Genomic DNA, 22,384 nt, shown 5'->3' on the forward strand with positions numbered 1-22,384 from the left:
ACTTAATCATTCAATTGAATAATCTTAAGTGGTGCCTGATAAATTTTTAAAAGTTCTCTTTGTTGATTGTACCAAGCTTTATCAGTAATATTTGGTTGAATTAAAATGATAACTTCTTCTACAGTAGTAGTGGTATCTAGATTGACAATACTTTCTTCAATTTGAAGTTGAGTTGCTTTATTTTGCAAATCAGTCAACTGATCTAGGGATGCTGCTTCTTGAATTAAGAATAGTTTTGAAGCAGTAGCAGGAACCATCACTACTTTTTCTAGTTCGTTTTTCTCTAAATGTAGTAATAAAATGAACGTATCATCTTCATTCCAACTATAGTTGAAAGCATATTGAATTTTCTTTTTAGTAAAAGGGATAAATAGTAAAAGAATAGTAGAAAGTACAGTTCCTCCTAAAACGGCAATTACTGCGTAGAGAACGAGATTTTTGATACTTAACACACCTGTCATATCTTGTTCTACAGGTGTTTCAGGTGACTTTAACTCATCATCAGAAAGTACACGTGGTTCAGATAAAATATAATATGGCTTATTTTCTAATAAATCAATTGCCTGTTCTTGATATAAATTATAAAAATAATTAATTACTTCTAGATTTTCTTGTTCGGTACCTACTTTTGCACTGACCACCCAGATGTTGGAGGCTTCATTTCGGGAAGCTCCCAATGTTCCGCGATCTCGAGCAGTTTTTACGTAACCTGTTTCATCTTCTTTATCTAATAAATCACTAATTTCGATACCCGTTTCCTTTTCGGCAGCTAGAATATGGCTATCAGTTTTCATAGCTTCTTCTAATAGCAATGTATTTGTAAAGACACTACCGGTTTCATATTCGATATATACTTCAAAAATAGCTGGATTCTCAATGGACGTTTCTGTTTTATTTTTATCTTTGTCCGTAAAATTTTCAGCAATATAATGTTTTCCAAAAGGGATTAATTGAACCAAGAATATGAGAATCGCGAAAGTAATAGAAAGAGCAAGTAATTTCCCTTTTTCTTGTTTCATAAATCGTTTAAATTCACTTAATAATGTATGACTATCCATGACTTCCTCCTGTTGATTGATGTATTGTTTTATTTTGGGAAAGTAGTGTTCGCATTGGTTGTTGTTCCTTTTTTAATGCGGATCGTTCACAGTATGCATAGAAAGCAATAATAACACCAAAAACAACCCACTGCCATTCATTAATGATGTTGGTTGCAGATGAAATGGAGGAAAGAGTAAATGCAGCTAAATATCCGATGATACAAAGTGATGTTTTTCGAATAAAGCCATCCGTACTCGTTTTATAATAGTGATATCCCTTTATCATCATGCCTGCATAAACAATCACGTAAAATAAAAATATAAAGATTCCATAACCGGTTAGTATTTCCATCCACCAGTTGTGCATGTTGCTGATTCCCCCGTAATAAATCGGGGATAAGTTTTCATCCAATACTCCACATTCCCCGCACCAATTCCAAATCCATAACTTTCTCTCAAAAAGCTAAATCCATTTTTGATCAAGTTTACTCGGTTTTGATTGGAATAATCAACATACTCCGTACTACTTAAGAAAAGAGAAACGATTTCCAAAATTTTCCCACGTATGGTAGAACTGAAAATAATAGCAACCGTTCCAAGGCTAATAGCTCCCCCAGTTGCAGTTATTACCATTTTTTTCGTAATGACTTCGGAGAAATAGACAAGGGCCATCGTAGTTAAGCCAATTCCCACAGCTGCTAAATTACCCCGGGATTCCGTTTGATATATTAAAAAAAGAGTACTGATCATTAACCCAGCATGACCTATTTTCACAAAAACATTCTTGCCATTCCGAAAAAGAATGAATAGAAAGAAGAATCCCATTAGTAAGGCAGTTGCATAGTCATTTTGATTGGGATAAATAGAGATGGGTATCCGTGTCAAAAAGTTTTGAGATTCTGGACGATATTTATTAATAAAATGTTCACTTGCCCACAGATATTTTCCTGTAAGAAGTTCAGAAAAACCTAATACAAGATGGATACTAATTCCTAGTCCAATACTTCTGAAAAGAGTGAGCAGGTCTTTTTTTTCTTTTACAAACAATTGAATAAAGAAAATAGAGAGGACTCCAACTCCAATAAAGACATTAGCTTTCGCCCAACCTGCCAGATTTTCTGCCCAAATAATAGAAAACAAGGAATAAACTAACCAAAACCCATAAAACATTGTATAAGAACTGGAAACTTTTCGAGGATAAAAACGCAGGCGTTGATCGTTATTAATCACCATCAGTAAAAATCCATATGCAATTACTAAAAATAGTATTCTATATAAAGAAAGCTTAAATCCTATTTGGATAGCTAGAATTTGAGTTCCTAAAAAGACAGACAAAATCATTAAAAAAATTAACCTTTTCATTTTTCACCTCTAACATTCCCTTACATTTCTTTTGCGCCCGCCAACATGTACTTTATTTGTTGAGTTCGAGAAGGCATCTTTTCGTTTTTTTTATACTTCCGGATTACGAATTGAAGAATCAACAATGGATATAGACTCGGTGATAGCACCTTAAACAGTGCTCCTCGGTCTCGATAATATTTTTCAGTGAATCCTTGAAACCAAGTGGATTCTCGTTCTTCGGTTAATTTGGCAATCGTAACGGGCACAGCCATAATCTTGAGTCCGTTTTCTAAGCAGTCCCGTAAAAAAATAGTATCTTCTCCATTGCTATGTGGTGTCCCACCACCAAAGCAAAGATGGAAAAAAATCCCGTTCTTTTTAACACTTTCAGGCCGAAACGCAATCCGTGCTGCTCCAAATCGCATATAATTTCGCTTTGATACTTTAAAGGGTTCTTTGATGATATAACGAGTTGGAATATCTTCTTCTAAGTTAAAAATAATCAAGTCAGCATCTGGATACTTTGCAAATTGCTCTTCCACCATCTGAGGATAATTGTTTCGGTAGACCATATCATCATCTGCTAATAAAGCATAATCCGCAGTTGCACGCATTAGAGCATTATTTCTACTCAACCCAACCCCTCTTTCCTTGAATGAATAAAAAAGAGCCATATGATTTCCATAATGAACTTCTTCAAAGTCATGCTGCTCCGTTTGGTTAATTACAATGGCATCTGATTGAATATTCATCGTGTTGATTAGATCCGTATCCTTTTGGTGCATCGTTGCTACTAAGACTTGTATACTCAATGTTTTACCCCTTTTTCTATTCCTTATCAATCATATTTTTATATTCTAATATTAAATCTTGCGTAGTTTGTTGAATATCGTAATGCGCTTCTTTTATTTGTTCGTAGGTACTCTTACGTTTTTCATCATGAATATGTTCCAAAATTTGATCAGCCCATTCTTCTACTGGTATTTCCAATGATAAAAAGTGTACTAAATCAGTAATAGCAACGTCTTGTGGAACTCGATCAGAAACAAAGGTTGGTAAGCAGGCAGCTTGTGCCTCAATTGCAGCAATACCTAACCCTTCAAATTGAGAAGGTAATAGAAATACATCGGCTGCTTGTACTATTTTTGCTACATCTCCACGAGCCCCTAAAAGTAAAATATCATCCTTCAATCTTAATTCTTCGATTTTATGTTCAATCGTTTCGAAAAGAGGTCCATTTCCAATAAAAATCATTTTGCTATTTGGATGCTTTACCTTTACCTTTTGAAAAATTTCCAACATAAAGGGATGGTTTTTCACTTCTGAAAATCTTCCTACATGAATCAGCGTAAACTGATTCTTTAGGTTTAACTGTTTTCGATATTGACCTCTTGTTTCTTCATTAAATTCATAGCTCTTTGCATCAATACCATTATGGATAATATGGACTTGTTTTTTCTTTCGTATTTCAATGGGAAACATCCAATCAGCAGCTTCTTGAGAACATGCAAAATAGTATTTTGCTCTCTTGATATTACTTTTTCGGATCATTCCTTTTAAATCTTGGCTCTTGTAACTTTCGTTATAACCAGTTGTATGCGCATGAATTCCAATGTTCTTGATTCCTATCTTTTGAGCAGCAGGAATTACGAATGGATCATCTGCTACATGAACATGTAGAAAATCGTAAGTATGATGTTCTTTAAAAAAAGTCTGGACTTGTTTTCGAAAAGTTAACATTGTTTTTGGATTTAAAGAAGGAGTCTGTAGAGTATGGAGAACACCCCCCATTTCCAAATATTCTTTCAACATAGGCGATTCTGAATCAAAGCTTCTTACGAGTAATTCAAAATTTACTTCTTCTTTATTTATATTTTTATACCAACTCAAAAATACAGATTCAATTCCACCAGTATGAAACCCTGGAATGTAGTGAAGTATTTTTATTTTATTCATAAGTTCCCTCTATCATTTCTCATTTTTAAATGCTACTAATGATTATACTATACCAAAGCTATTTTTTTAACCGTTTAGAGGCTCTTCTTTAACATAACTTAATTCTATATATTTTATTATTATAACAAAAAAAGCTACTCATCAACATGAGTAGCCATTGTAAATCAATTATCATGAAACAAATCACGCGTATACACTTTATCCACAACATCAGCTAAGTCGCTAGAATTACGGTTAGACACGATGACATCAGAAAGTTGCTTAAATTCTTCTAAATCACGAATGACACGAGAATTATAGAACGTATCTTCTTCCAATACAGGTTCGAATACGACTACTTCTACCCCTTTTGCTTTGATCCGTTTCATAATCCCTTGAATCGAAGAAGAACGGAAGTTGTCCGAATCAGATTTCATCGTCAATCGGTATACACCAACCACTTTAGGATTCTTCTTTAATACCATATTCGCAATATGATCCTTACGGGTGTGGTTTGAATCCACAACTGCTTGGATTAAATTATTTGGAACGTCTTCATAGTTTGCTAGAAGTTGTTTGGTGTCTTTTGGTAAGCAATAGCCACCATATCCAAAAGAAGGATTATTGTAGTGCATCCCAATCCGTGGATCTAGACCTACTCCTTCAATAATGGATTTAGTATCTAAACCTCTTACTTCTGCATACGTGTCTAATTCATTGATGTAAGCAACACGCAGAGCTAAGTATGTATTCGCAAATAGCTTCACTGCTTCCGCTTCTGTAGAATCCATGAATAGCACTTCAATATCTTCTTTCAAAGCACCCTCTACTAATAATTCAGCGAATTTCACTGCACGTTCTGACTTACCACCCACAATGACCCGAGATGGATATAAATTATCATACAAAGCTTTTCCTTCACGCAAAAACTCTGGTGAAAATAAAATATTCTCTGTATTGTGTTTTTTACGAATTTCGTCTGTGAAACCTACCGGTACAGTTGATTTAATAATCATCGTAGCACTCGGACGATAGGCAAGAACATCTTCAATAACTGATTCTACACTAGATGTATCAAAGAAGTTTTTCTTGTCATCATAATTTGTTGGTGTCGCAATCACTACAAAATCAGCATATTGATACGCTTTTTCTTTTTCAGTAGTTGCTTCCAAATTTAAATTCCCAGCTGTCAAATATTCTTCGATTTCTTTATCGGCAATTGGTGAACGACCTTTATTAATCAGAGAAACTTTTTCTTCTACGATTTCTAAAGCCATCACTTTATGATTTTGGGATAAAAGAATCGCATTTGATAAGCCAACATATCCTGTTCCTACTACTGTTATATTCACTTTGCATCTCTCTTCCTGACTATTTAATAGATTTTCAGACTATTCTAAATTAGATTATTACGCTTTTTTCAAATCTTTTGCTAATTGTTTTAAATGCTCCCGCATTTTTTCAGAAGTCTCTTCATGTTGCAGTCCTACTTCAATATTGGCAACGAGCATGCCATATTTTTCGCCTACATCATAGCGGATCCCATCATATTCATAAGCAACCATCGGTGAAGTCTGATTTAATATTTCTAAAGCATCCGTTAATTGAACTTCATCCCCAGCATCAGGTTCTTGGTTACGCAAAATATCAAAAATTTCTGGAGGTAGTACATAACGACCGACAATCCCTAAATTACTTGGCGCATCTTCCGGACTTGGCTTTTCAACTAAGTGACGGATAGAATGCACATCCTCTTCCAAATTTTCTTCAATATCAATCACACCATACTTACTTGATTTTTCTTTTGGAATTCGAATCGTTGCGACGGCACCCATTCCATGTTTTTCATAAACATCCATTAAACTTTTCGTTAACGGTGTTTTACTTGGCATAATGTCATCACCCAAAAGAACTGCGAATGGTTCATCGCCCACAAATGTTTGTGCTTGTAGAATTGCATCTCCTAATCCACGCGGATAAGCTTGGCGTACATAATGAATAGAAGGAATGGTAGTTGATTGAGCTTTTTCTAGTAGCTTGTCCTTCCCTTTTTCTCGAAGATTATTTTCCAAAGAAATATTTGCATCAAAATGATCCTCGATAGCATTCTTTCCTTTTCCAGTAATAATCAAAATATCTTCAATTCCACTAGCGATGGCTTCCTCTACCACAAATTGAATACTTGGAGTATCTACAACGGGCATCATTTCCTTTGCCATTGCCTTTGTTGCTGGTAAAAAACGAGTACCTAAACCTGCCGCAGGAATAACGGCTTTTCTGATTTTTTGCATATGAACCCTTCCTTCCAACACATTTAGTCTTATTATAGCAAATATCTTCATAAATCAAAATGGGAGTCGGAAAATAGTTTAAATGGTTCAAGTGAGTAGGAGTAAATCATCTGCTCGATGCGCACAAATAAAAAAGCAGCTACGCCCCTTCAAAAGGTTTATAGCTACTCACATAAATCATTATTTTTCTGTACTATACCCTTGTGGATTATTCTTTTGCCACTTCCAAGAATCACGGCACATATCTTCTAAGTTCTTCTCAGCAGTCCAGTGTAAGACTTCTTTGGCTAGACTCGCATCTGAATAACATGTTCCCACATCTCCTGGGCGACGATCTACTACTACGTGAGGAATCTCAACATCATTCGCAGATTGGAAATTATTAACTAAATCGAGCACGCTATAGCCAATTCCTGTACCTAGATTATAAGTAGAAACTCCTTTATGGTCCGCAAAACTTTCTAACGCTTTAATATGACCTTTCGCTAAATCAACTACATGGATGTAATCACGGACACCTGTACCATCTGGAGTATCGTAATCATTTCCAAACACTTTTAATTCTTTTTGTTTACCAACAGCTACTTGAGTAATAAATGGCATAATATTATTTGGTATTCCGGTTGGGTCTTCCCCAATTAATCCGGATTCATGTGCACCGATTGGATTGAAGTAACGTAGCAAAGCGACATTCCAGTCAGAGTCAGATACGTTCACATCACGCAAGATTTGTTCAATCATGACCTTTGTATAGCCGTACGGGTTTGTCGCGCTTGTAGGCATGTTTTCAGTCAAAGGTGATGGGTTATTCATCCCGTATACTGTTGCGGAAGAACTAAACACAATGTTCTTCACATTATGATCTCGCATTACTTCACACAACATCAAAGTACCGGTTATATTATTATGATAATATTCAATCGGCTTCGCAACTGATTCTCCAACTGCTTTATATCCTGCAAAATGAATCACCGAATCAATTTCTTCTTTTTCGAAAATCTCTTTTAAAGCTTCTTTATCTAGTAAGTCTGCTTCATAAAAAGTAACCTCTTTTCCCGTAATCGTTTTGATACGATTCAAAACTTCAGGCTTACTGTTTGAATAGTTATCAACGATAACCACTTCAAAGCCCTCATTCAATAACTCCACAACGGTATGACTGCCGATATACCCTGCTCCACCTGTTACTAAAACTGCCACAATAACAACTCCTCATTATTTTTAGTCTAGTTCTAACTCTTCGTGTAACAATGCTTGTACTCTTGCTAATTCTTCATCCGGTATGAAATGGTACCAGATTCCATCATCTAATGTATAACCCGATCCACCAATTTGTTCGGATACAATATTACCAGCAGCGGACAAGTATCGATTGCTTTGTAATTCCATATAATCAGACATTTGGAAATTGGTCTGTACATTATTAGATAAAGAGCTTAGAATTTTTTGATAATTCAATAGCGTTTTTGGACTAATCGCTTCGTCAATGACTCCTTCGATAATCAACCGTTGTCTTTCTTGACGTCCGGTATCTCCTTCTGGATCATCATAACGCATCCGTGCAAACGCTAGTGCCATTTCTCCGTCCATATGAGTCGTTTCACCAGCAGTAAATTGATAGCCTTCTGTACTAAAGGTTAAGGGACTTACTACATTAACTCCACCCACCGCGTCGACGATCTCTTTAATTCCTGCCATATTGACCGTTACATAATAATCAATCGGAATATCCAATAAGTTCTGAACGCTGTTGATGGCCATAGACGTTCCACCAAACGCATAGGCATGATTAATTTTATCCATCGTTCCATGACCAATTATTTCTGTATATGTATCACGAGGGATACTCATTAATACACTTTTCTTCGTAGATGGATTAATGGTCGCAACCATAATCGAATCGGATCGTCCTTGCTCTACTCGACCCAAGTCACCTGTATCTACACCTAGTAGCAATATGGATATCGGTTCTTCATTATCCAAAACAATCGCGTTCCCACGAATCGGGTCTACTTCTACTGACTCATAAACTTTTTCAGTTGCTTGGTCCACGTGACTATAGATATTCCATACGTAAATAAAAACACCTACCAAACCGACTAATAAAATCATTAAAAATATCTTTAATCCTGTTCTCTTTTTTCGTGGACGTCTTCTTCTGTTTTCTTCCATATATTCCCCACTCTTCCTCTCACTGACTAATATAAATCATCTTCATAAGTATCTTCTTCTACATCGTTATCATCATATTCCTCGTACCAGTCATCCATATAGGATTCATCATAATCCGATAAATTTAAATCTTCTAGTTCAATTTCATCAATTTCTAATTCTTGACGTAATTTGTTGGAAAGCTCCAAGCGATTTTCTGGTGGAACGTATAGGTAGTAAATATCATTCAACCATAATTCTTCACCCAACAAATTATCTTGTTCAAAATTATCAAGGGACTTGCTATAAGATGACAGCATAGCTTTCATATCTTTATAGGATAAATTGGTTTTCACATTTTCTTCTAACGTAGACAAAATAGATTGATAGTTAACCACACTTTCTAAACTTAATACCTTATCCAAGATCGCTTTAATAACTAGTTTTTCTCTTTCTTGTCTTCCAAAATCACCTTGTGGATCGACTTTTCGCATTCGTGAAAAAGCTAAGGCCTCATTTCCACTTAATAGACGGGTTTCGCCTTTAGTAAAGTAGTGCTCCATATAGTCAAAGGTCAAGGGACTTTTAACTTTTATCCCGCCTAAAGCATCCACAATATCTACTAATCCTTGCATATTTATTTCTACGTAATAATCAATCGGAATATTAAGGAACTCTTGAATAGAGTTAATGGACATTTTAGCTCCACCAAATGCATAGGCATGTGTTAACTTGTCATAAAACGGGGAGTCATCCCACATTTCATAGCCATCCATTAATGTATAAGAGTCTCGAGGAAGACTGACTAAGGTTGTTGTTTTTGTTTTTGGATTAACCGTCCCAACAATAACTGCATCCGATCTTCCTGCATCTTCGCGACCAAAGGCACCGTTGTCAATTCCTAGAAAAGCAAAAGATATCGGATGGGTTGCTTCAATGGTAACGGCTTCATCCCTTTTATTGTTTGTTTCTACATCATTAAATACTTTATCAGCTGAGTTATTCACGTCCAAATATATTTTCCAAAAAATGCATAGGCTACTAAAAAAACACCTATACTTACATATAAAATCAACCTGTTTCGTCGTTTCCGTTTATTTAGTACACTTCTATTATTTTCATCCATCGAATTATATGTGCCTCTTTCCGATTATTTAGAAAAGGTAAACATAAAACTCCTTTACCTCGTTATCCTTTAGTATATAGGAATGTTGGAAAATAAAAAAGTACTATTCCTTACTTTAAGAAAAAACTAAAGAAAAAAAGATTGAATCTTCTTTAAGATTCAATCCTCCTCCATTCTTATTCATGTTCATTCGCAAAGGCAACCAGTTCTGTTCTAATTTCATCATCGGACTTTAAAAGTAAAGACTCCACAAATGCTAATGTTTCTTTTATATTATACGTAGAGGAATTTCCAATAAAAATCTTTTCAAATACTTGTTTTTCAGCTAATTGACCTTCTGCAAGTAACTCTTCATATAATTTTTCACCCGGACGAATTCAGATTCCATAATCGGAATTTCATCTTCTGTAAATCCAGAGAGTTCAATCATCTTTCTAGCTAAATCTACAATTTTAACCGGTTCTCCCATATCTAAGATGAAGATTTCTCCCCCTCTTGCAAGAACACCCGCTTGAATAACCAATCGACTTGCCTCTGGAATCGTCATAAAGTAACGAATCATTCGATAGTCTGTAATCGTAACCGGTCCTCCATTGGCAATTTGTTCACGGAAAACAGGAATTACACTTCCACGACTTCCTAACACATTTCCAAATCGAACTGCTGCAAATTTGGTTCCGCCTGGTTCGTTTAATCCAGTCACAATCATTTCAGCTACTCGTTTTGTTGATCCCATAACATTCGTTGGACGAACTGCTTTATCAGTAGAAATCATTACAAAACTAGCAGTCCCGACAGACTTAGCAGCTTCCGCCACATTTTTAGTTCCAAACACATTATTTTTGATAGATTCTGTTGGATTATACTCCATTAGTGGGACATGTTTATGTGCCGCTGCATGATAAACTTGGTCCGGTTTGAATTTTTCAAAAACACTAAATATTCGTTTTCGATCTTGTACGTCCGCTATCACGGGTACAATCTCAAACGCACGACCGTATAAATTTTTTAATTCTTTATCAATCAAGTAGATAGAGTTTTCACCATGACCTAGTAGGATTAAACGTTTCGGTTCAAATTTTGCTACTTGACGGCAAATTTCACTACCAATGGAACCCCCTGCTCCACTTACTAAGACGGTTTTTCCATGAAGCGATTCCTCAATGAGTGTTCGATCCAATTGCACTTCTTCTCTACCTAATAAATCTACCACATCGATATCTCGGAAACGATTGACGCTCAACTTCCCTTTTAAGACATCCTCAATACTTGGCATTTGATTGATTTTCACATCTAAGTCAGTACAGTATCCAAGAATTCTTTCTAAATCTTTAGAAGTAGCGGATGGAATGGCTATCGTGATTTGATCAATTTGATACTTCTCAACTAACTTAGGGATATCCACACCCGTTCCAAGAACTGGAATATCATATAACAATGAATTTTGTTTACCCAGATCTCTATCGACAATTCCAACAATTTCGATTGGACCTGGATTCTTCAAGATACTGCTAATGAATAAGTGACCCCCATCACCTCCACCAACAATCAATGTTCGAATCTTATCTTCTTTATTTACTTCATTAAATAATTTCCCACTTTTATACTCACAATAAAAACGCCAAATAATGCGTGATCCTGGAATAAGTACTAAGCTAAACACATACATTAAAAAAATATAACGAAAGCTTACCATACGTAATAAAAGAATCGTAATCAATCCAGATAGCATATAAGATATCGTCATTAATTTTACAGCCTTGTATATTTCATAGATACTTGTATACCGAACAATTCTAGAAAAGAGATGATGTCTCCCACCTAGTAGTAAATACGATAAAATACAGACGCCAATCATGACATAATAAAATGAATCAGCTGGCTGAACATACGCTTGAATTAAAAAATGAGCTAAAAAAGCAGACAATAAGATAAACAATGAATCTACCGACATTAAGATTGCTGCTTTTTGTCTTCGTGATAATTGCACTCCCAAACACTCCCTTACTTAAAGAAATTAAACAAACCCTTTTTCTTTTTTACTTCTTTTGGGTTTCCAATATCCACATCGTCGCCATTCACCAAATCTTTAGCATTTTGTTTAAACCATTCAGCCTTTTCAGTTCCAAATTCTTTTTCTAACTTTTCAAAGCCTTCTTTCATATGGAAGGAACGTCCACGTGTATTGTGCGCGTCAGATGCTAAAAAATGAACCAAATCAGCTTCTATAAACTGCTTACTTAGTGTCGCAATTTCTTTGCCAAACACACCTACGTAACTACTTGCGGTTAATTGGCTCAAAACCCCTTTTTCAACAAAATCTAAAAGAATAGTAGGATTTTCGATAATTTCTTGATTCCGTTCTGGATGAACAATGACCGGTGTAATCCCTTGTTGCAATAATTGAAAAAAAAGCGACTCAGCATAATGCGGAATCGACAGGGTTGGAAATTCAATTAGTAAATACCGATGACTCTCATCAGCAAAAAGAATCTCGTCCGCCTGAATTGCTTCTATGATTTCTCCATGAAGTCGAACTTCTTGTCCAGGAAATACCGTTAAATTTATATTGCGCTGATCTAATTCACTTTGAAGCAGGTCAACTTGTTTTAGGATACTTTTTTTATAGTTTTCAAACTTTCCATTCTTATGGTGTGGCGTTGCTAATAAATGAGTGATTCCTTCCGCAACAGCTAATTCAGCCATTGCTATGGAATCCTCTAATGTTCTTGCTCCATCATCAATACCAAAAAGGATGTGGCTGTGAATATCAATCATTTTCCTCACTCCTCATCATATCCATACCCATAGTAGGAATAAGAACGATCTGATTTCTTTTCTGCTCCATTAAAGACTACACCAAGAACATTTGCATGAACCATGTCCAATAATTCTTTCGCATGCTTCACATCTTCCTTCTGTGCAATATTTCTTCTTACTACAAAGACAACTCCATCTGTTTTAGTTGCCATAATTTGTGCGTCCGTTACAGAAACAACCGGTGGCATATCGAACAACACTAAATCATATATTTCTTCCAGTTCTTTTATCAAATCATTCATTCGATTTGAATTTAATAACTCTGAAGGATTAGGTGGAACAGGGCCACTCGTAATGATATCAAGTCCTGCTTCCTCCATATGTTGAACAACATCTTGAACTTGGGTGCTGCGCGAAGAAATTAAGGTGCTCAATCCCATGGTATTCTGAAGGTTAAATGTTTTAAAAACAGTGGGTTTCCGCATATCTGCATCGATTAAAACTACTTTTTTACCTTGATCGGCAAAAACAGAAGCAATATTAGCCGCAACAGTCGATTTACCTTCATAAGGGCCTGAAGATGTAAATATAATTGTTTTTAATTCTTTATCAATCATTGAAAACTGGATATTTGTACGAATCGTACGGAATTGTTCCGCAATAACTGAGTTAGGTTTAGTAATCGTTATTAATGATGTTCCTTGCTTTTGTTGTTGATTCATTTTTTGTATTTTCTTTTTCTGGTTTTTTCCAAACATTATTCTCACCTCCTATACCCTTCTTCGTAATGACGATGTTCCTGTATTATTAATTTTTACTTTTTTATCCATTCGTGTATCTTTTAATTCTTCAGCAGACATTTCTAAAATAGATCCCAAGTTTGTCCACCCAATTTCATCGATAATTTTACTGTCTTTAACTCGTTTATCCATAAATTCAGTTAGAAATGCAATACCCACTCCTAACATTAATCCCAAAATCAGTCCTATTGCTAAATTCAAAATGATATTAGGAGATACTGGTTGAAGATTTGGTATAGCCTGAGATAAAATTGTGACCGATTCTACTTCCAGTATCTCACCAATTTTTTCTTGGAAAGTTGATGCTATTGCATTAGCCAAGTCAGAAGCGATATAGGGACTTTCATCTTTAATCGTAACACCAAAAACTAGTGAACTATTTTCAGTTTGAACGCTCAACTTGTTACTCAATTGTTGAGTAGTAAAATCCGTTTTAGTTTTACTGATAACATCTTCTAATATAATTGGTTCCTTAATGATACTCTGGTAAGTATTAATAAGATTTAAGTTAGTTTGAATATCTGTATTGGTTATTGCTTGGCCTGTTTGTTGCGTTTGGTTAACTACAATTTTAGAAGTAGATTGATATTGTGGGACTGTAAGAAATAATGTATATCCTCCTACCAAGATAATACCAAGTAAACTCCAAATTATAATTTTACCCATATGTCTTTTAAAAATTGCAAATATATCACTTAATGAAATTTCTTCTTCCATAATTTCCTCCTGAATATAATTTTTTGAATCAAAAAAATTTAAAACAGAAAACCTACTAATTATAAAATTAGGCTAGACAAATAAATCTACAATTTCTGGTATAGTCAAAATGTAATTTTGCCAAAGAATACGTAAGAGTGACGAACCTTATCGAAGGCAGACCATTGTTAGTACTCGCCACCAGTGTAGTTGTATCTTTGGTAGAACTTTTGTTGAAAATGAACATCGTTTTAAAGCATACACGATATCGAAATTAATCTGAATCAATGGTTTGAATTGATTCTTAGACATATATTTAAATCGATAAGTACCGAATATGACATTACCATTTATTTTACTGATCTTAGCGCCCACATTAAATAAAAATTTTATTAGTTTGCTGCCAAAAGAAATGAACTTTAATCAAGAGAACCAAAACTTTATCTCTTTTATTATGAGTAAACGAAATAATATTCCAAGGAAACCTTGGCATAACATTACCACTAAAAAAATTGTCTTTTATTCACTATATAAATTCATAGTTCCCATTTTTTTACTATTGCTTTTACAGAGCCAAACATACCTTTATTTTGAATTAATATTAACTTGTAAAGTAATACATATTTTTTAGATAGTTTTTCCATTTCATCTTTAAAATAATCTAAGTCATCTAACTCAACTGCTTTCTTATATGAAATATGACTCTCAGTTGAGATTTCTTCTCTTAAATCTTGGACTTTTTTTCTTAAGAATGGAATATCATTTGAAGATTGAACTATTGTTAAAGGTCTCCATTTATTAACTTTGTCTTTTTTATATAAACGATATGCTAACTCATCATGTGTATGTCTATAGTGAGATTCTTGTGAACGAAAGATGGTTTCGTTATCAACCTTGTCTAGATTTAGCATTCCAGTTCTAATTCCTTCTTTTATTAAGTCATCAATCCTAGGATTTCTTACCACAACAACATTATTACCTTTACTATCTTGGGTATATTCAGGTAGCCATGCATCTCCTAGAGTAATATCAGCAGTCACATTCATCACATCATCAGTAAAATCTGATGCAATTGGCTTGAAAAAACCTTGTCCCCAATTCTGACCTAAAAGTTCTTTTGTTGGTTTAATTATTGTAACTTCTTTTTCATTAATCATACCCGTTAATTCAACACCATAATTATTAGCAGGTTTATCTAATAGTTTTTTCCTAAAATCTATATGTTTTAGATTACCTGGTTTGATTCCAACTTGCCAGGCTAATGATTCAGAAAACTTACTACTCTTTTGATGTCCACAAATCAACCCAACTGTGAATTTAATTCGCTCTTTAATAACTTTATCTTGTTCAGCTAATAGACGTAAAGCCATGATAAAGCTTGGAATACCTATAACAGCATATTTACCAGGTGTATCTTTTACTATTTTTAATACTTTTGATAATTCAACTGGATAGTATTTTGTTTTTGCTCCTGCTTTAATTTCATCTACTGATCTTGAAATATCATATTGGAACATAATTGGACTGCTTTTATCTGGATTTTTTTTACGTGTATAACACCATCAATTAGTTTTTTATCGAAAAGTTCTTTAAAAATCCAAGTCCCCATTCCCCCGGAACTTGCGTTTTCTCTATAATCCCCTTCATTTACATGCCCAGCATATAATGAGGTATAATATCCTATCCGTTTATCGTAATTTATTTCGTCTATATTCTCATATAATTTCTGAGATATATGTAATTCGTTTACTTCCTCATTTAGATTTGGGGAGACCAATTGAACTAATGGATTAAGCTCATAATCGTCCTTTTGTAATACTCTTTCTTCATACAACCCATATTCGTTAAGGTCCATTTTTATATTGTTATCCACTACTGCACAGATCCCACTAGCTTCGCTAAATACTTTCTTTGCATTAAATTCAGCTACTTTCATTATATCCCCCTATCTTCCTGTATTATCTATCTTTTTTTAATAATTTTTTTATTGGTTTCCCTAATAAATCCTTTTCATATTGATTCATTCCAAAATACCACATTGATATACTAAATATACTTACATAAATTATTCCTAATATTAAAAATAACAAAATACCTTTTATTTCGAAGAAGATATTTATTATTATTCCTATAGTTACAGGAATAGCTAATGCTGGAACAAAACTTAATATTTGTTTCCAAAAATACTTCATGTCTAGTCCAACTTTTACATGATTATACCAATTCATAATAAAACCATTTCCAATAATAAGTGCTACTGCTGTACCAACTGCAGCTCCAATGCCACCATATATCTTGGCTAAGGGAATCGTTAAACCTAAGTTTCCTAAAGCAATGAAAAAATAAACCCACGACCTAAATTGATGCATATTTTTTGCTCGTTGAATTTCTATCCCGATATTCTGAATAAGTGGTATTGTAACTGGAATAATTAAAATTAATACAATTGGGTAAGCACCATCGTAATTAGCACCCGCCCAAAAATTTATAAATGGTCTTCCAAAGAATACTAAGCCACTCGCAATTAACGATAACGCTATAAATTGTAACCTACCAATTCTTGTGAATAATTTTAATAATTCACTATTATCTGAGTTAGCCACTAATCGATGAACTCGAGGAATAAATACACTAGACATTGTAGAAGCAATTGATAAGTAATAAGTATTTAATTGTGCTGCAAGGCCATATAAAGCAACTGATGTTGTCCCATGGAATCTACCTAAAATAAATTTATCTACATTCCAATTAATTTGATCAATAAGTAAATTTATAAAAATAAAGGAAGTGAAGATGGTCATCTCTTTCATTAATTTAAAATCAAAGTTTTTAAAGGAAAATTTCATATGTAATGTATTAATACAGTAAATTGCGTTAATAAATTCAATCACTACATTTAAAAGAGTTGTTGCAATAACCATCCCTACTGATCCATATCCTAATATTAAAAGAGGCAATACTACAAAAGGGTTAGCTATTGTTTTTATCATTTGAACTAGTTTTTGAAATACAAACTTTTCATTAGCAGTTATATGAGAGGTAAATACGATATTAGGAAATGAAACACCCAAATTAATAACTAAAATAAACATTAACATTTTTGCTCTTGATATTTCCGTATTAGTTAATTCAGCTCCAAATATTACTTCAGTATTCAAAGTTAATATAGTTCCCGCAAATACTGCTATTAGACCCAAAAGAGAAAAGATAATCAAAAACATTCCATTCAAATTTTCAATTTTCTCGTTATCTTCTTTGGTTTTATACCTAGAATAGTAGCGCATATAAGCACTCCCGAACCCAAAATTCAGAACCCCTAGATAAGCAACTACTGATGCTACTAAATTATATAACCCGAATTCACTTTGTCCTAATAAACGTAACATTATTGGAGTATATATAATAGATACTAAATAACCCAGACCCATTGAAACATAGGACAAAACTGCTCCAACCTTTAACTCATTAACATACATTTTTTTTTTCAATGTCTTCCACCTTAACTAACTCATATAAGTTTAAATCTATTTAAAAACTTTCCTTTTTTATTCTTCATTCGAATTTTACAAGACCTTAATTTTATTGTCCAACCAAATATAACCTATCTAGTGCTTTTTGTTTTTTGAAATAAAATAAAGTGATAGATGAAAAAAGTAAATATATCAAAAGATAGGTGTGCTCAGTTATAGGATTACCAAAAAAGCCATAAATTAACCAAAATGTCTGCATATACAATGAAGAACTTAATATATATATCATCTTTTTGTCTTTATTTTTAAGCGCATACTTAGTAGTCTTATACGCTAAATAGTAATTAAACATAAATAAAAATAACAGTATTACAGCAAAAAACAATCCTAATTCAGCTAGCATTTGAATATAAATATTATGCATTTGCTGTAATTCATATACACCAAAATTGTTAGAATAAAATGTTGGAACACTATCTATTCCATGCCCAAAAAACGGCTTAATCAAGAACATTTTTATACCCAAAGTATATATTTGGTCTCTTCCTGAGGTATCAATCCCTGTTTCTGCTAGTCCAAATCTGTTTATAGTATCTTGAATTGTTGGTACAAATGGACTTATTATTAAAATAATGGAAATTACAGCTGTAATACTAGTTATAACTTTAAATATATTACTTATCTTATTATTTTCTGTTCTATATTTAACATAAGTTAAGACTATAAAACTCGCAAGATTCGCAAGAATAAATGACCGTTTCAATGTCATTGATAAAGCTAACAAGTATATTATTAGAGCAACTTTTGTCAATACTTTTAAATCTATTTTAGAATAGATACGGCTATACAAGAGCGCAATTCCTATTGAAATTAGAAATGCATTTGGAGCAGTTTGATTAGTTAAACCCGTATGTGCTCCCATTCTAATGAGCCCTTCCATTACAATTTGATTTTCCAAATTAAAAAGTGGGAAAATCAAATTTTTATATATATTAGGAAATAAAAAAGAAAAATAGGTTCCAGAAACAATCACTATTGACCCAAAAAATAAAGTCCTTAAAAAAGTTTCATGCCATGAGTTGACTTTAGATAAAATAACATATATAAACAAAAAGACTAATAAAAATAAACTATACCTATATGCCCTTGTAAAATCATAACTAAATAACATTGAGATTAATGCATAGATAGAAAATAAAATAGGTATAAATATTTCATTCCCGAATTTTTTATCTTTTATTATAACAAAGAGCAGTAACGAACTTAATAAAATCACAAAAAATATTAAATAAGAAAACTGTATTTTATCTGTAGCAAAAACATAGATATTAATAGCTAGTATCACACCAATTATTGACAAGAAATATTCTGATTTTCTTTTCAAATAATCACCTCCATTATTATGTATACTTTTTTTGTGCATAATTATTTTCAAATATATTTTTGTTTCTATTATATCATTGAGTTTTTTTGGTAACTTCTAAGGCTTCATTTAAGAAGTTTAACGATTTTAATCGTTCTTCTTCTAATAGTAATGAAGTATCTGTGTACTCAATATTAAATGCATCTTTATTTGTCTTAATATTTTCAATTTTTCTAGAGTTTAAATTAAATTTATCAAGTAATGTATTAATTCTTGAATACATTGAGAGAGAACTTCCCTCTCTTTCATAAACAATAAAAGGTTTCTGCATTAATATTGCAAATACACAACCATGAAAAGAATCAGTACAAAAAATACTACATGAATTAATATAATCTATAAATTCGCTGGGGCCTGTTTTATAAGTTTCTATATCTCCTACATCCCCTAAATTAATAATATCTAAATTATTTTCTTTAGCAATGTCATTTATTCTTTTTGAATATTGTTTCGGTACTCCACCTAAAAAATATGTGAGTAAATATCCTTTTTCAGGTTTATTATTTGCTCTTTTAGCAATCGATAACCACGTTTCTTTTGTAATCAGTAATGTTGGATCTACTAGTACGGGAGCTGTTTTCCCTGTTAATTCCTTAATAATCTCGGCACCGTCATCTTCTCTAACAGAGATTTTATCAAAGTTCGTAAGCCATTTTTTATAATTACTTTTATATTCGTTTGATAGTTCAGACACTCCAAAACTAGGTGCATAGGATACCCTTTTGTTTTTTTCTGTAAATAGTAAGAAATAAAGTGATGTAACCTCTCTGAAATTAGGATTCCAAACTTGATCACTACCTACTACAAAATAATCATATTTTTCTGACAAGTCATTTGGAATGTTTTTATCAGAAATCGAATAGTTAGTTTCTTTTATATACTTATGTGTAAAATCTTTGAATGTTTTAGTTCTTATATTACCTGAATTTATAACTTTTTTTTTATTTAACTTATTTAAAATTATTTTTTTTAAATACTTAGGCCCTTTTTTTATAATTTTGTACATCTTTAATGGATATGCCATTTGTACTTCTTCATTTTGTGTAGTATTAACTATAGTTTCTACTTCAAAGCCTAAATTTCTTATAACTTCTTGTAGTGCATAGTTTTGTAATCTATTTCCATAATTAAAATATCCATTTAACGTTAATATTGCTACTTTTTTCATGATTCTCTCCTTTTTATTTATTAATTTTTTTAAATAAAATTTTATAATATAAATAAAGATAAATACTCCATTTTCTTTGTATAGCTAATAAAATTATTTTCTTTCTCAATAAATATCCACTTGTATCTACACTCTCAATAATTTTCCTTAACCTTTTATCAGAACACATATTGCTTATTTCTTTTAATTTTAAGATGAATTTTTTGGGATTATTATCACTTACTTCATTTGCAATTGAAGTTAAAAACCCTTCTACGTATCTCATATTTAAACGGAATTCGTACACTTCATCAACTTCATTTTTAATTAAAATATTGCTTATTTTGTTATGAACATCCATTTGCATTTCAAGCATATTTTCCCTATGTTTTCTAATTGCAGAATTATCATTTGTCATATAATGATAATATATCCCCTGATCAATAGATACTTTTTCAGAATCCAAAAAAACTTTTAGACAAAATATCAAATCTTCCATTAGTGGGACATTCTCAGGAAACCTAAAGTAGTATGGCTTAATTTTTTCCCTATCTATCAATAATCTACACGCACTCCCCATTATTGTTTGTGCGTTGCTATTCAAATTTGGTGGACCTATCATATTAGAAATAATTTCATTCATTATTTCATGATTAACTAAAATTTCTTTTTTCGTAGGTAACATTACCTGAATTTTTTTTTGTTTTTCTCTTTTATATAATTGCAAATGCACACATCCGATTTAGTTTTTTCTATTTTACTGTACATTTTTTCATACATTTCCGGTTCTATCCAATCATCAGGATCAATAAAACCAATATATTGACCAGAAGCTAATTCTATTCCTATATTTCTGGCTGAAGAAACTCCACCATTATTTTTGTCTATGACTTTTATTCTAAAATCTTTTTTTTCATATTGTTTACAAATAAATAAACTATTATCTGTAGAACCATCATTCACTAATATAATTTCTATATCCTTTAGTGTTTGATTCATCAGACTTTCAATACTTTTTTTTAGATATTTTTCCACATTATAAACCGGGACTATTATACTTACTTTAATCATTAAAAATCTCCTTTTTTAGTAAAAACTACATCATTTGTGTTTTTTACTATCGTACAAACTAATAGGAGCTTTTATTTTTAAAAGTTTTCGTTTTCTTCCTAAAGTTTGAATTTAAAATAAAATTAAATAATTTCGGATGTATTCGAAATAACATAATTTTTATAAGTAATTGCCTATCACGAACGTTATTATTTTTCATCATACTTGATACTTTTTTGTTTAATCCTGGATATTTTCTTTCTATTTCACTATTTAGTTTTAGAATATTTTTATTTTCCATATTTTGTAAACATGAACTGTAATTTACTAAATAACTTTCAATTAATTTATCATTTCCAAAAATATATGATACCCTATTGTAACCTTTACCATGTTTTTTTAAATATTCTGAAATTCTATACATTGCACTAACTGCATCAAATTTGTTGATATCATAAGAATTTGAAATTGAATCTATTCTACTAGTATAATAAGATAATGTTTTATTTATAAATAAAACATTATCAGATTTTGCTAATGCTTTGATTGAAAACTCTTGATCTTCTCCACTTTTGCAACCCTCTGTATACTTAATTTCATTCTTTTCCAATATTTCTTTTCTATATATTGCACTTCCAGTCCATACGTTTAACGATTTTTCTAATGCTATTTTTTCAATTGCCTTTATGCCACTTATTATAAATGGTTCTTTAATGTGACTATTAAAGTAATTCAAAGTATTCTTCCCTGTATTATTGATTCTATTATATCTCCAACAAAGAACATCCATTCTTGTACTACTTTGATCTATGTAATGATAAAGTGTATCTATAAAATCTTTGCTTACATAGTCATCACCATCTAAAAAGAAAATATATTCCCCTTTTGATTTTAATAAGCCAACATTTCTTGCTTTACTTACCCCTCCATTATTTTGTGTTATGACTAAAAAATTATTAACATTACTTACTTGTAATGTTTTTAGAGCAACTTCTTTAGTGTTATCAATTGAACCATCATCTATAACGATAATTTCGAAGTTATTATTAGTTTGGTTTATTAGCGATTTTAAAGTATTTGATATTTGTTTTTCTAAATTATATGCTGGTATAATAACACTTATCATTTTATATTAAACAACCTTTCATTTA

21 protein-coding genes and 1 pseudogene are annotated in these 22,384 nt (G+C 32.3%); all 22 read right to left on the reverse strand.

Translation table 11 applies throughout. From position 1 onward, the window contains the following. Positions 1 to 2: 2 nt before the first annotated feature. Positions 3 to 1,058, reverse strand: a complete 1,056-nt coding sequence (locus tag LZ578_RS09725; RefSeq protein WP_235144988.1) for a hypothetical protein — start codon at positions 1,056 to 1,058, stop codon at positions 3 to 5. Next, a complete protein-coding gene (locus LZ578_RS09730; protein WP_235144989.1) occupies positions 1,051 to 1,407 on the reverse strand; it encodes a hypothetical protein in 357 nt (118 codons plus the stop codon). Before LZ578_RS09730 ends, LZ578_RS09725 begins: the two co-directional genes overlap by 8 nt. Continuing rightward, complete coding sequence (locus LZ578_RS09735) at positions 1,380 to 2,402, reverse strand: hypothetical protein (RefSeq protein ID WP_235144990.1); 1,023 nt, start codon at positions 2,400 to 2,402, stop codon at positions 1,380 to 1,382. The genes LZ578_RS09730 and LZ578_RS09735 overlap by 28 nt, the downstream gene beginning before the upstream one ends. Positions 2,403 to 2,422: 20 nt before the next feature. Beyond that, a complete protein-coding gene (locus LZ578_RS09740; protein ID WP_235144991.1) occupies positions 2,423 to 3,196 on the reverse strand; it encodes a glycosyltransferase family A protein in 774 nt (257 codons plus the stop codon). A gap of 16 nt (positions 3,197 to 3,212) precedes the next feature. Next, complete coding sequence (locus tag LZ578_RS09745; RefSeq protein WP_235144992.1) at positions 3,213 to 4,340, reverse strand: glycosyltransferase; 1,128 nt, start codon at positions 4,338 to 4,340, stop codon at positions 3,213 to 3,215. Positions 4,341 to 4,504: 164 nt separating this feature from the next. After that, positions 4,505 to 5,671, reverse strand: a complete 1,167-nt coding sequence (locus LZ578_RS09750) for a nucleotide sugar dehydrogenase (protein WP_235144993.1) — start codon at positions 5,669 to 5,671, stop codon at positions 4,505 to 4,507. A gap of 57 nt (positions 5,672 to 5,728) precedes the next feature. Beyond that, positions 5,729 to 6,610, reverse strand: a complete 882-nt coding sequence (gene galU, locus LZ578_RS09755; RefSeq protein ID WP_235144994.1) for a UTP--glucose-1-phosphate uridylyltransferase GalU — start codon at positions 6,608 to 6,610, stop codon at positions 5,729 to 5,731. Between the two features lie 180 nt (positions 6,611 to 6,790). Next, the gene (gene galE, locus LZ578_RS09760; protein WP_235144995.1) at positions 6,791 to 7,810 is read right to left on the reverse strand and encodes a UDP-glucose 4-epimerase GalE; all 1,020 of its coding nucleotides are present in this window, start codon (positions 7,808 to 7,810) and stop codon (positions 6,791 to 6,793) included. A gap of 21 nt (positions 7,811 to 7,831) precedes the next feature. Further along, complete coding sequence (locus LZ578_RS09765) at positions 7,832 to 8,782, reverse strand: LCP family protein (RefSeq protein WP_235144996.1); 951 nt, start codon at positions 8,780 to 8,782, stop codon at positions 7,832 to 7,834. 26 nt (positions 8,783 to 8,808) lie between these two features. Then, entirely contained in the window at positions 8,809 to 9,768 is a 960-nt protein-coding gene (locus tag LZ578_RS09770) for an LCP family protein (RefSeq protein ID WP_235146446.1), read from the reverse strand. Between the two features lie 295 nt (positions 9,769 to 10,063). Next, positions 10,064 to 11,841, reverse strand: a pseudogene (locus tag LZ578_RS09775) (polysaccharide biosynthesis protein). 50 nt (positions 11,842 to 11,891) lie between these two features. Continuing rightward, the gene (locus tag LZ578_RS09780) at positions 11,892 to 12,665 is read right to left on the reverse strand and encodes a tyrosine-protein phosphatase (RefSeq protein WP_235144997.1); all 774 of its coding nucleotides are present in this window, start codon (positions 12,663 to 12,665) and stop codon (positions 11,892 to 11,894) included. Positions 12,666 to 12,670: 5 nt separating this feature from the next. Then, positions 12,671 to 13,405 (reverse strand): CpsD/CapB family tyrosine-protein kinase, encoded by a 735-nt coding sequence (locus tag LZ578_RS09785; protein WP_396326672.1) that lies wholly within the window; start codon positions 13,403 to 13,405, stop codon positions 12,671 to 12,673. 12 nt (positions 13,406 to 13,417) lie between these two features. Next, a complete protein-coding gene (locus LZ578_RS09790; protein ID WP_235144998.1) occupies positions 13,418 to 14,164 on the reverse strand; it encodes a YveK family protein in 747 nt (248 codons plus the stop codon). A gap of 515 nt (positions 14,165 to 14,679) precedes the next feature. Next, a complete protein-coding gene (locus LZ578_RS09795) occupies positions 14,680 to 15,660 on the reverse strand; it encodes a Coenzyme F420 hydrogenase/dehydrogenase, beta subunit C-terminal domain (RefSeq protein WP_235144999.1) in 981 nt (326 codons plus the stop codon). Continuing rightward, positions 15,630 to 16,079, reverse strand: a complete 450-nt coding sequence (locus LZ578_RS09800; RefSeq protein ID WP_235145000.1) for a coenzyme F420 hydrogenase/dehydrogenase beta subunit N-terminal domain-containing protein — start codon at positions 16,077 to 16,079, stop codon at positions 15,630 to 15,632. Before LZ578_RS09800 ends, LZ578_RS09795 begins: the two co-directional genes overlap by 31 nt. Positions 16,080 to 16,101: 22 nt before the next feature. Next, positions 16,102 to 17,631, reverse strand: a complete 1,530-nt coding sequence (locus LZ578_RS09805) for a lipopolysaccharide biosynthesis protein (RefSeq protein WP_235145001.1) — start codon at positions 17,629 to 17,631, stop codon at positions 16,102 to 16,104. 91 nt (positions 17,632 to 17,722) lie between these two features. Further along, positions 17,723 to 18,997 (reverse strand): O-antigen ligase, encoded by a 1,275-nt coding sequence (locus tag LZ578_RS09810; protein ID WP_235145002.1) that lies wholly within the window; start codon positions 18,995 to 18,997, stop codon positions 17,723 to 17,725. A 73-nt stretch (positions 18,998 to 19,070) separates the two neighbouring features. After that, positions 19,071 to 20,204 (reverse strand): polysaccharide pyruvyl transferase family protein, encoded by a 1,134-nt coding sequence (locus LZ578_RS09815; RefSeq protein WP_235145003.1) that lies wholly within the window; start codon positions 20,202 to 20,204, stop codon positions 19,071 to 19,073. A gap of 13 nt (positions 20,205 to 20,217) precedes the next feature. Further along, positions 20,218 to 20,910 (reverse strand): hypothetical protein, encoded by a 693-nt coding sequence (locus LZ578_RS09820; RefSeq protein ID WP_235145004.1) that lies wholly within the window; start codon positions 20,908 to 20,910, stop codon positions 20,218 to 20,220. After that, positions 20,868 to 21,254: a glycosyltransferase gene (locus tag LZ578_RS09825; RefSeq protein ID WP_235145005.1), complete on the reverse strand. Its 387-nt coding sequence runs from the start codon at positions 21,252 to 21,254 to the stop codon at positions 20,868 to 20,870. Before LZ578_RS09825 ends, LZ578_RS09820 begins: the two co-directional genes overlap by 43 nt. A 58-nt stretch (positions 21,255 to 21,312) precedes the next feature. Then, on the reverse strand, positions 21,313 to 22,359 hold the full coding sequence (locus tag LZ578_RS09830; RefSeq protein WP_235145006.1) for a glycosyltransferase family 2 protein: 1,047 nt from the start codon (positions 22,357 to 22,359) through the stop codon (positions 21,313 to 21,315). Positions 22,360 to 22,384: the final 25 nt, after the last annotated feature.

The sequence above is a fragment of the Jeotgalibaca sp. MA1X17-3 genome (assembly GCF_021513155.1).
Lineage (GTDB): Bacteria > Bacillota > Bacilli > Lactobacillales > Aerococcaceae > Jeotgalibaca.

What these genes read in the sequence shown, in the direction of transcription:
- LZ578_RS09730 (WP_235144989.1), bottom strand. Translation starts at nt 1,407, where the DNA reads ATGCACAACTGGTGGATGGAAATACTAACCGGTTATGGAATCTTTATA.
- LZ578_RS09830 (WP_235145006.1), bottom strand. Translation starts at nt 22,359, where the DNA reads ATGATAAGTGTTATTATACCAGCATATAATTTAGAAAAACAAATATCA.
- LZ578_RS09825 (WP_235145005.1), bottom strand. Translation starts at nt 21,254, where the DNA reads ATGATTAAAGTAAGTATAATAGTCCCGGTTTATAATGTGGAAAAATAT.
- galU (WP_235144994.1), bottom strand. Translation starts at nt 6,610, where the DNA reads ATGCAAAAAATCAGAAAAGCCGTTATTCCTGCGGCAGGTTTAGGTACT.
- LZ578_RS09790 (WP_235144998.1), bottom strand. Translation starts at nt 14,164, where the DNA reads ATGGAAGAAGAAATTTCATTAAGTGATATATTTGCAATTTTTAAAAGA.
- LZ578_RS09785 (WP_396326672.1), bottom strand. Translation starts at nt 13,405, where the DNA reads ATGTTTGGAAAAAACCAGAAAAAGAAAATACAAAAAATGAATCAACAA.
- LZ578_RS09795 (WP_235144999.1), bottom strand. Translation starts at nt 15,660, where the DNA reads ATGTTCCAATATGATATTTCAAGATCAGTAGATGAAATTAAAGCAGGA.
- LZ578_RS09780 (WP_235144997.1), bottom strand. Translation starts at nt 12,665, where the DNA reads ATGATTGATATTCACAGCCACATCCTTTTTGGTATTGATGATGGAGCA.
- LZ578_RS09745 (WP_235144992.1), bottom strand. Translation starts at nt 4,340, where the DNA reads ATGAATAAAATAAAAATACTTCACTACATTCCAGGGTTTCATACTGGT.
- LZ578_RS09725 (WP_235144988.1), bottom strand. Translation starts at nt 1,058, where the DNA reads ATGGATAGTCATACATTATTAAGTGAATTTAAACGATTTATGAAACAA.
- LZ578_RS09765 (WP_235144996.1), bottom strand. Translation starts at nt 8,782, where the DNA reads ATGGAAGAAAACAGAAGAAGACGTCCACGAAAAAAGAGAACAGGATTA.
- LZ578_RS09800 (WP_235145000.1), bottom strand. Translation starts at nt 16,079, where the DNA reads ATGAAAGTAGCTGAATTTAATGCAAAGAAAGTATTTAGCGAAGCTAGT.
- LZ578_RS09815 (WP_235145003.1), bottom strand. Translation starts at nt 20,204, where the DNA reads ATGAAAAAAGTAGCAATATTAACGTTAAATGGATATTTTAATTATGGA.
- LZ578_RS09735 (WP_235144990.1), bottom strand. Translation starts at nt 2,402, where the DNA reads ATGAAAAGGTTAATTTTTTTAATGATTTTGTCTGTCTTTTTAGGAACT.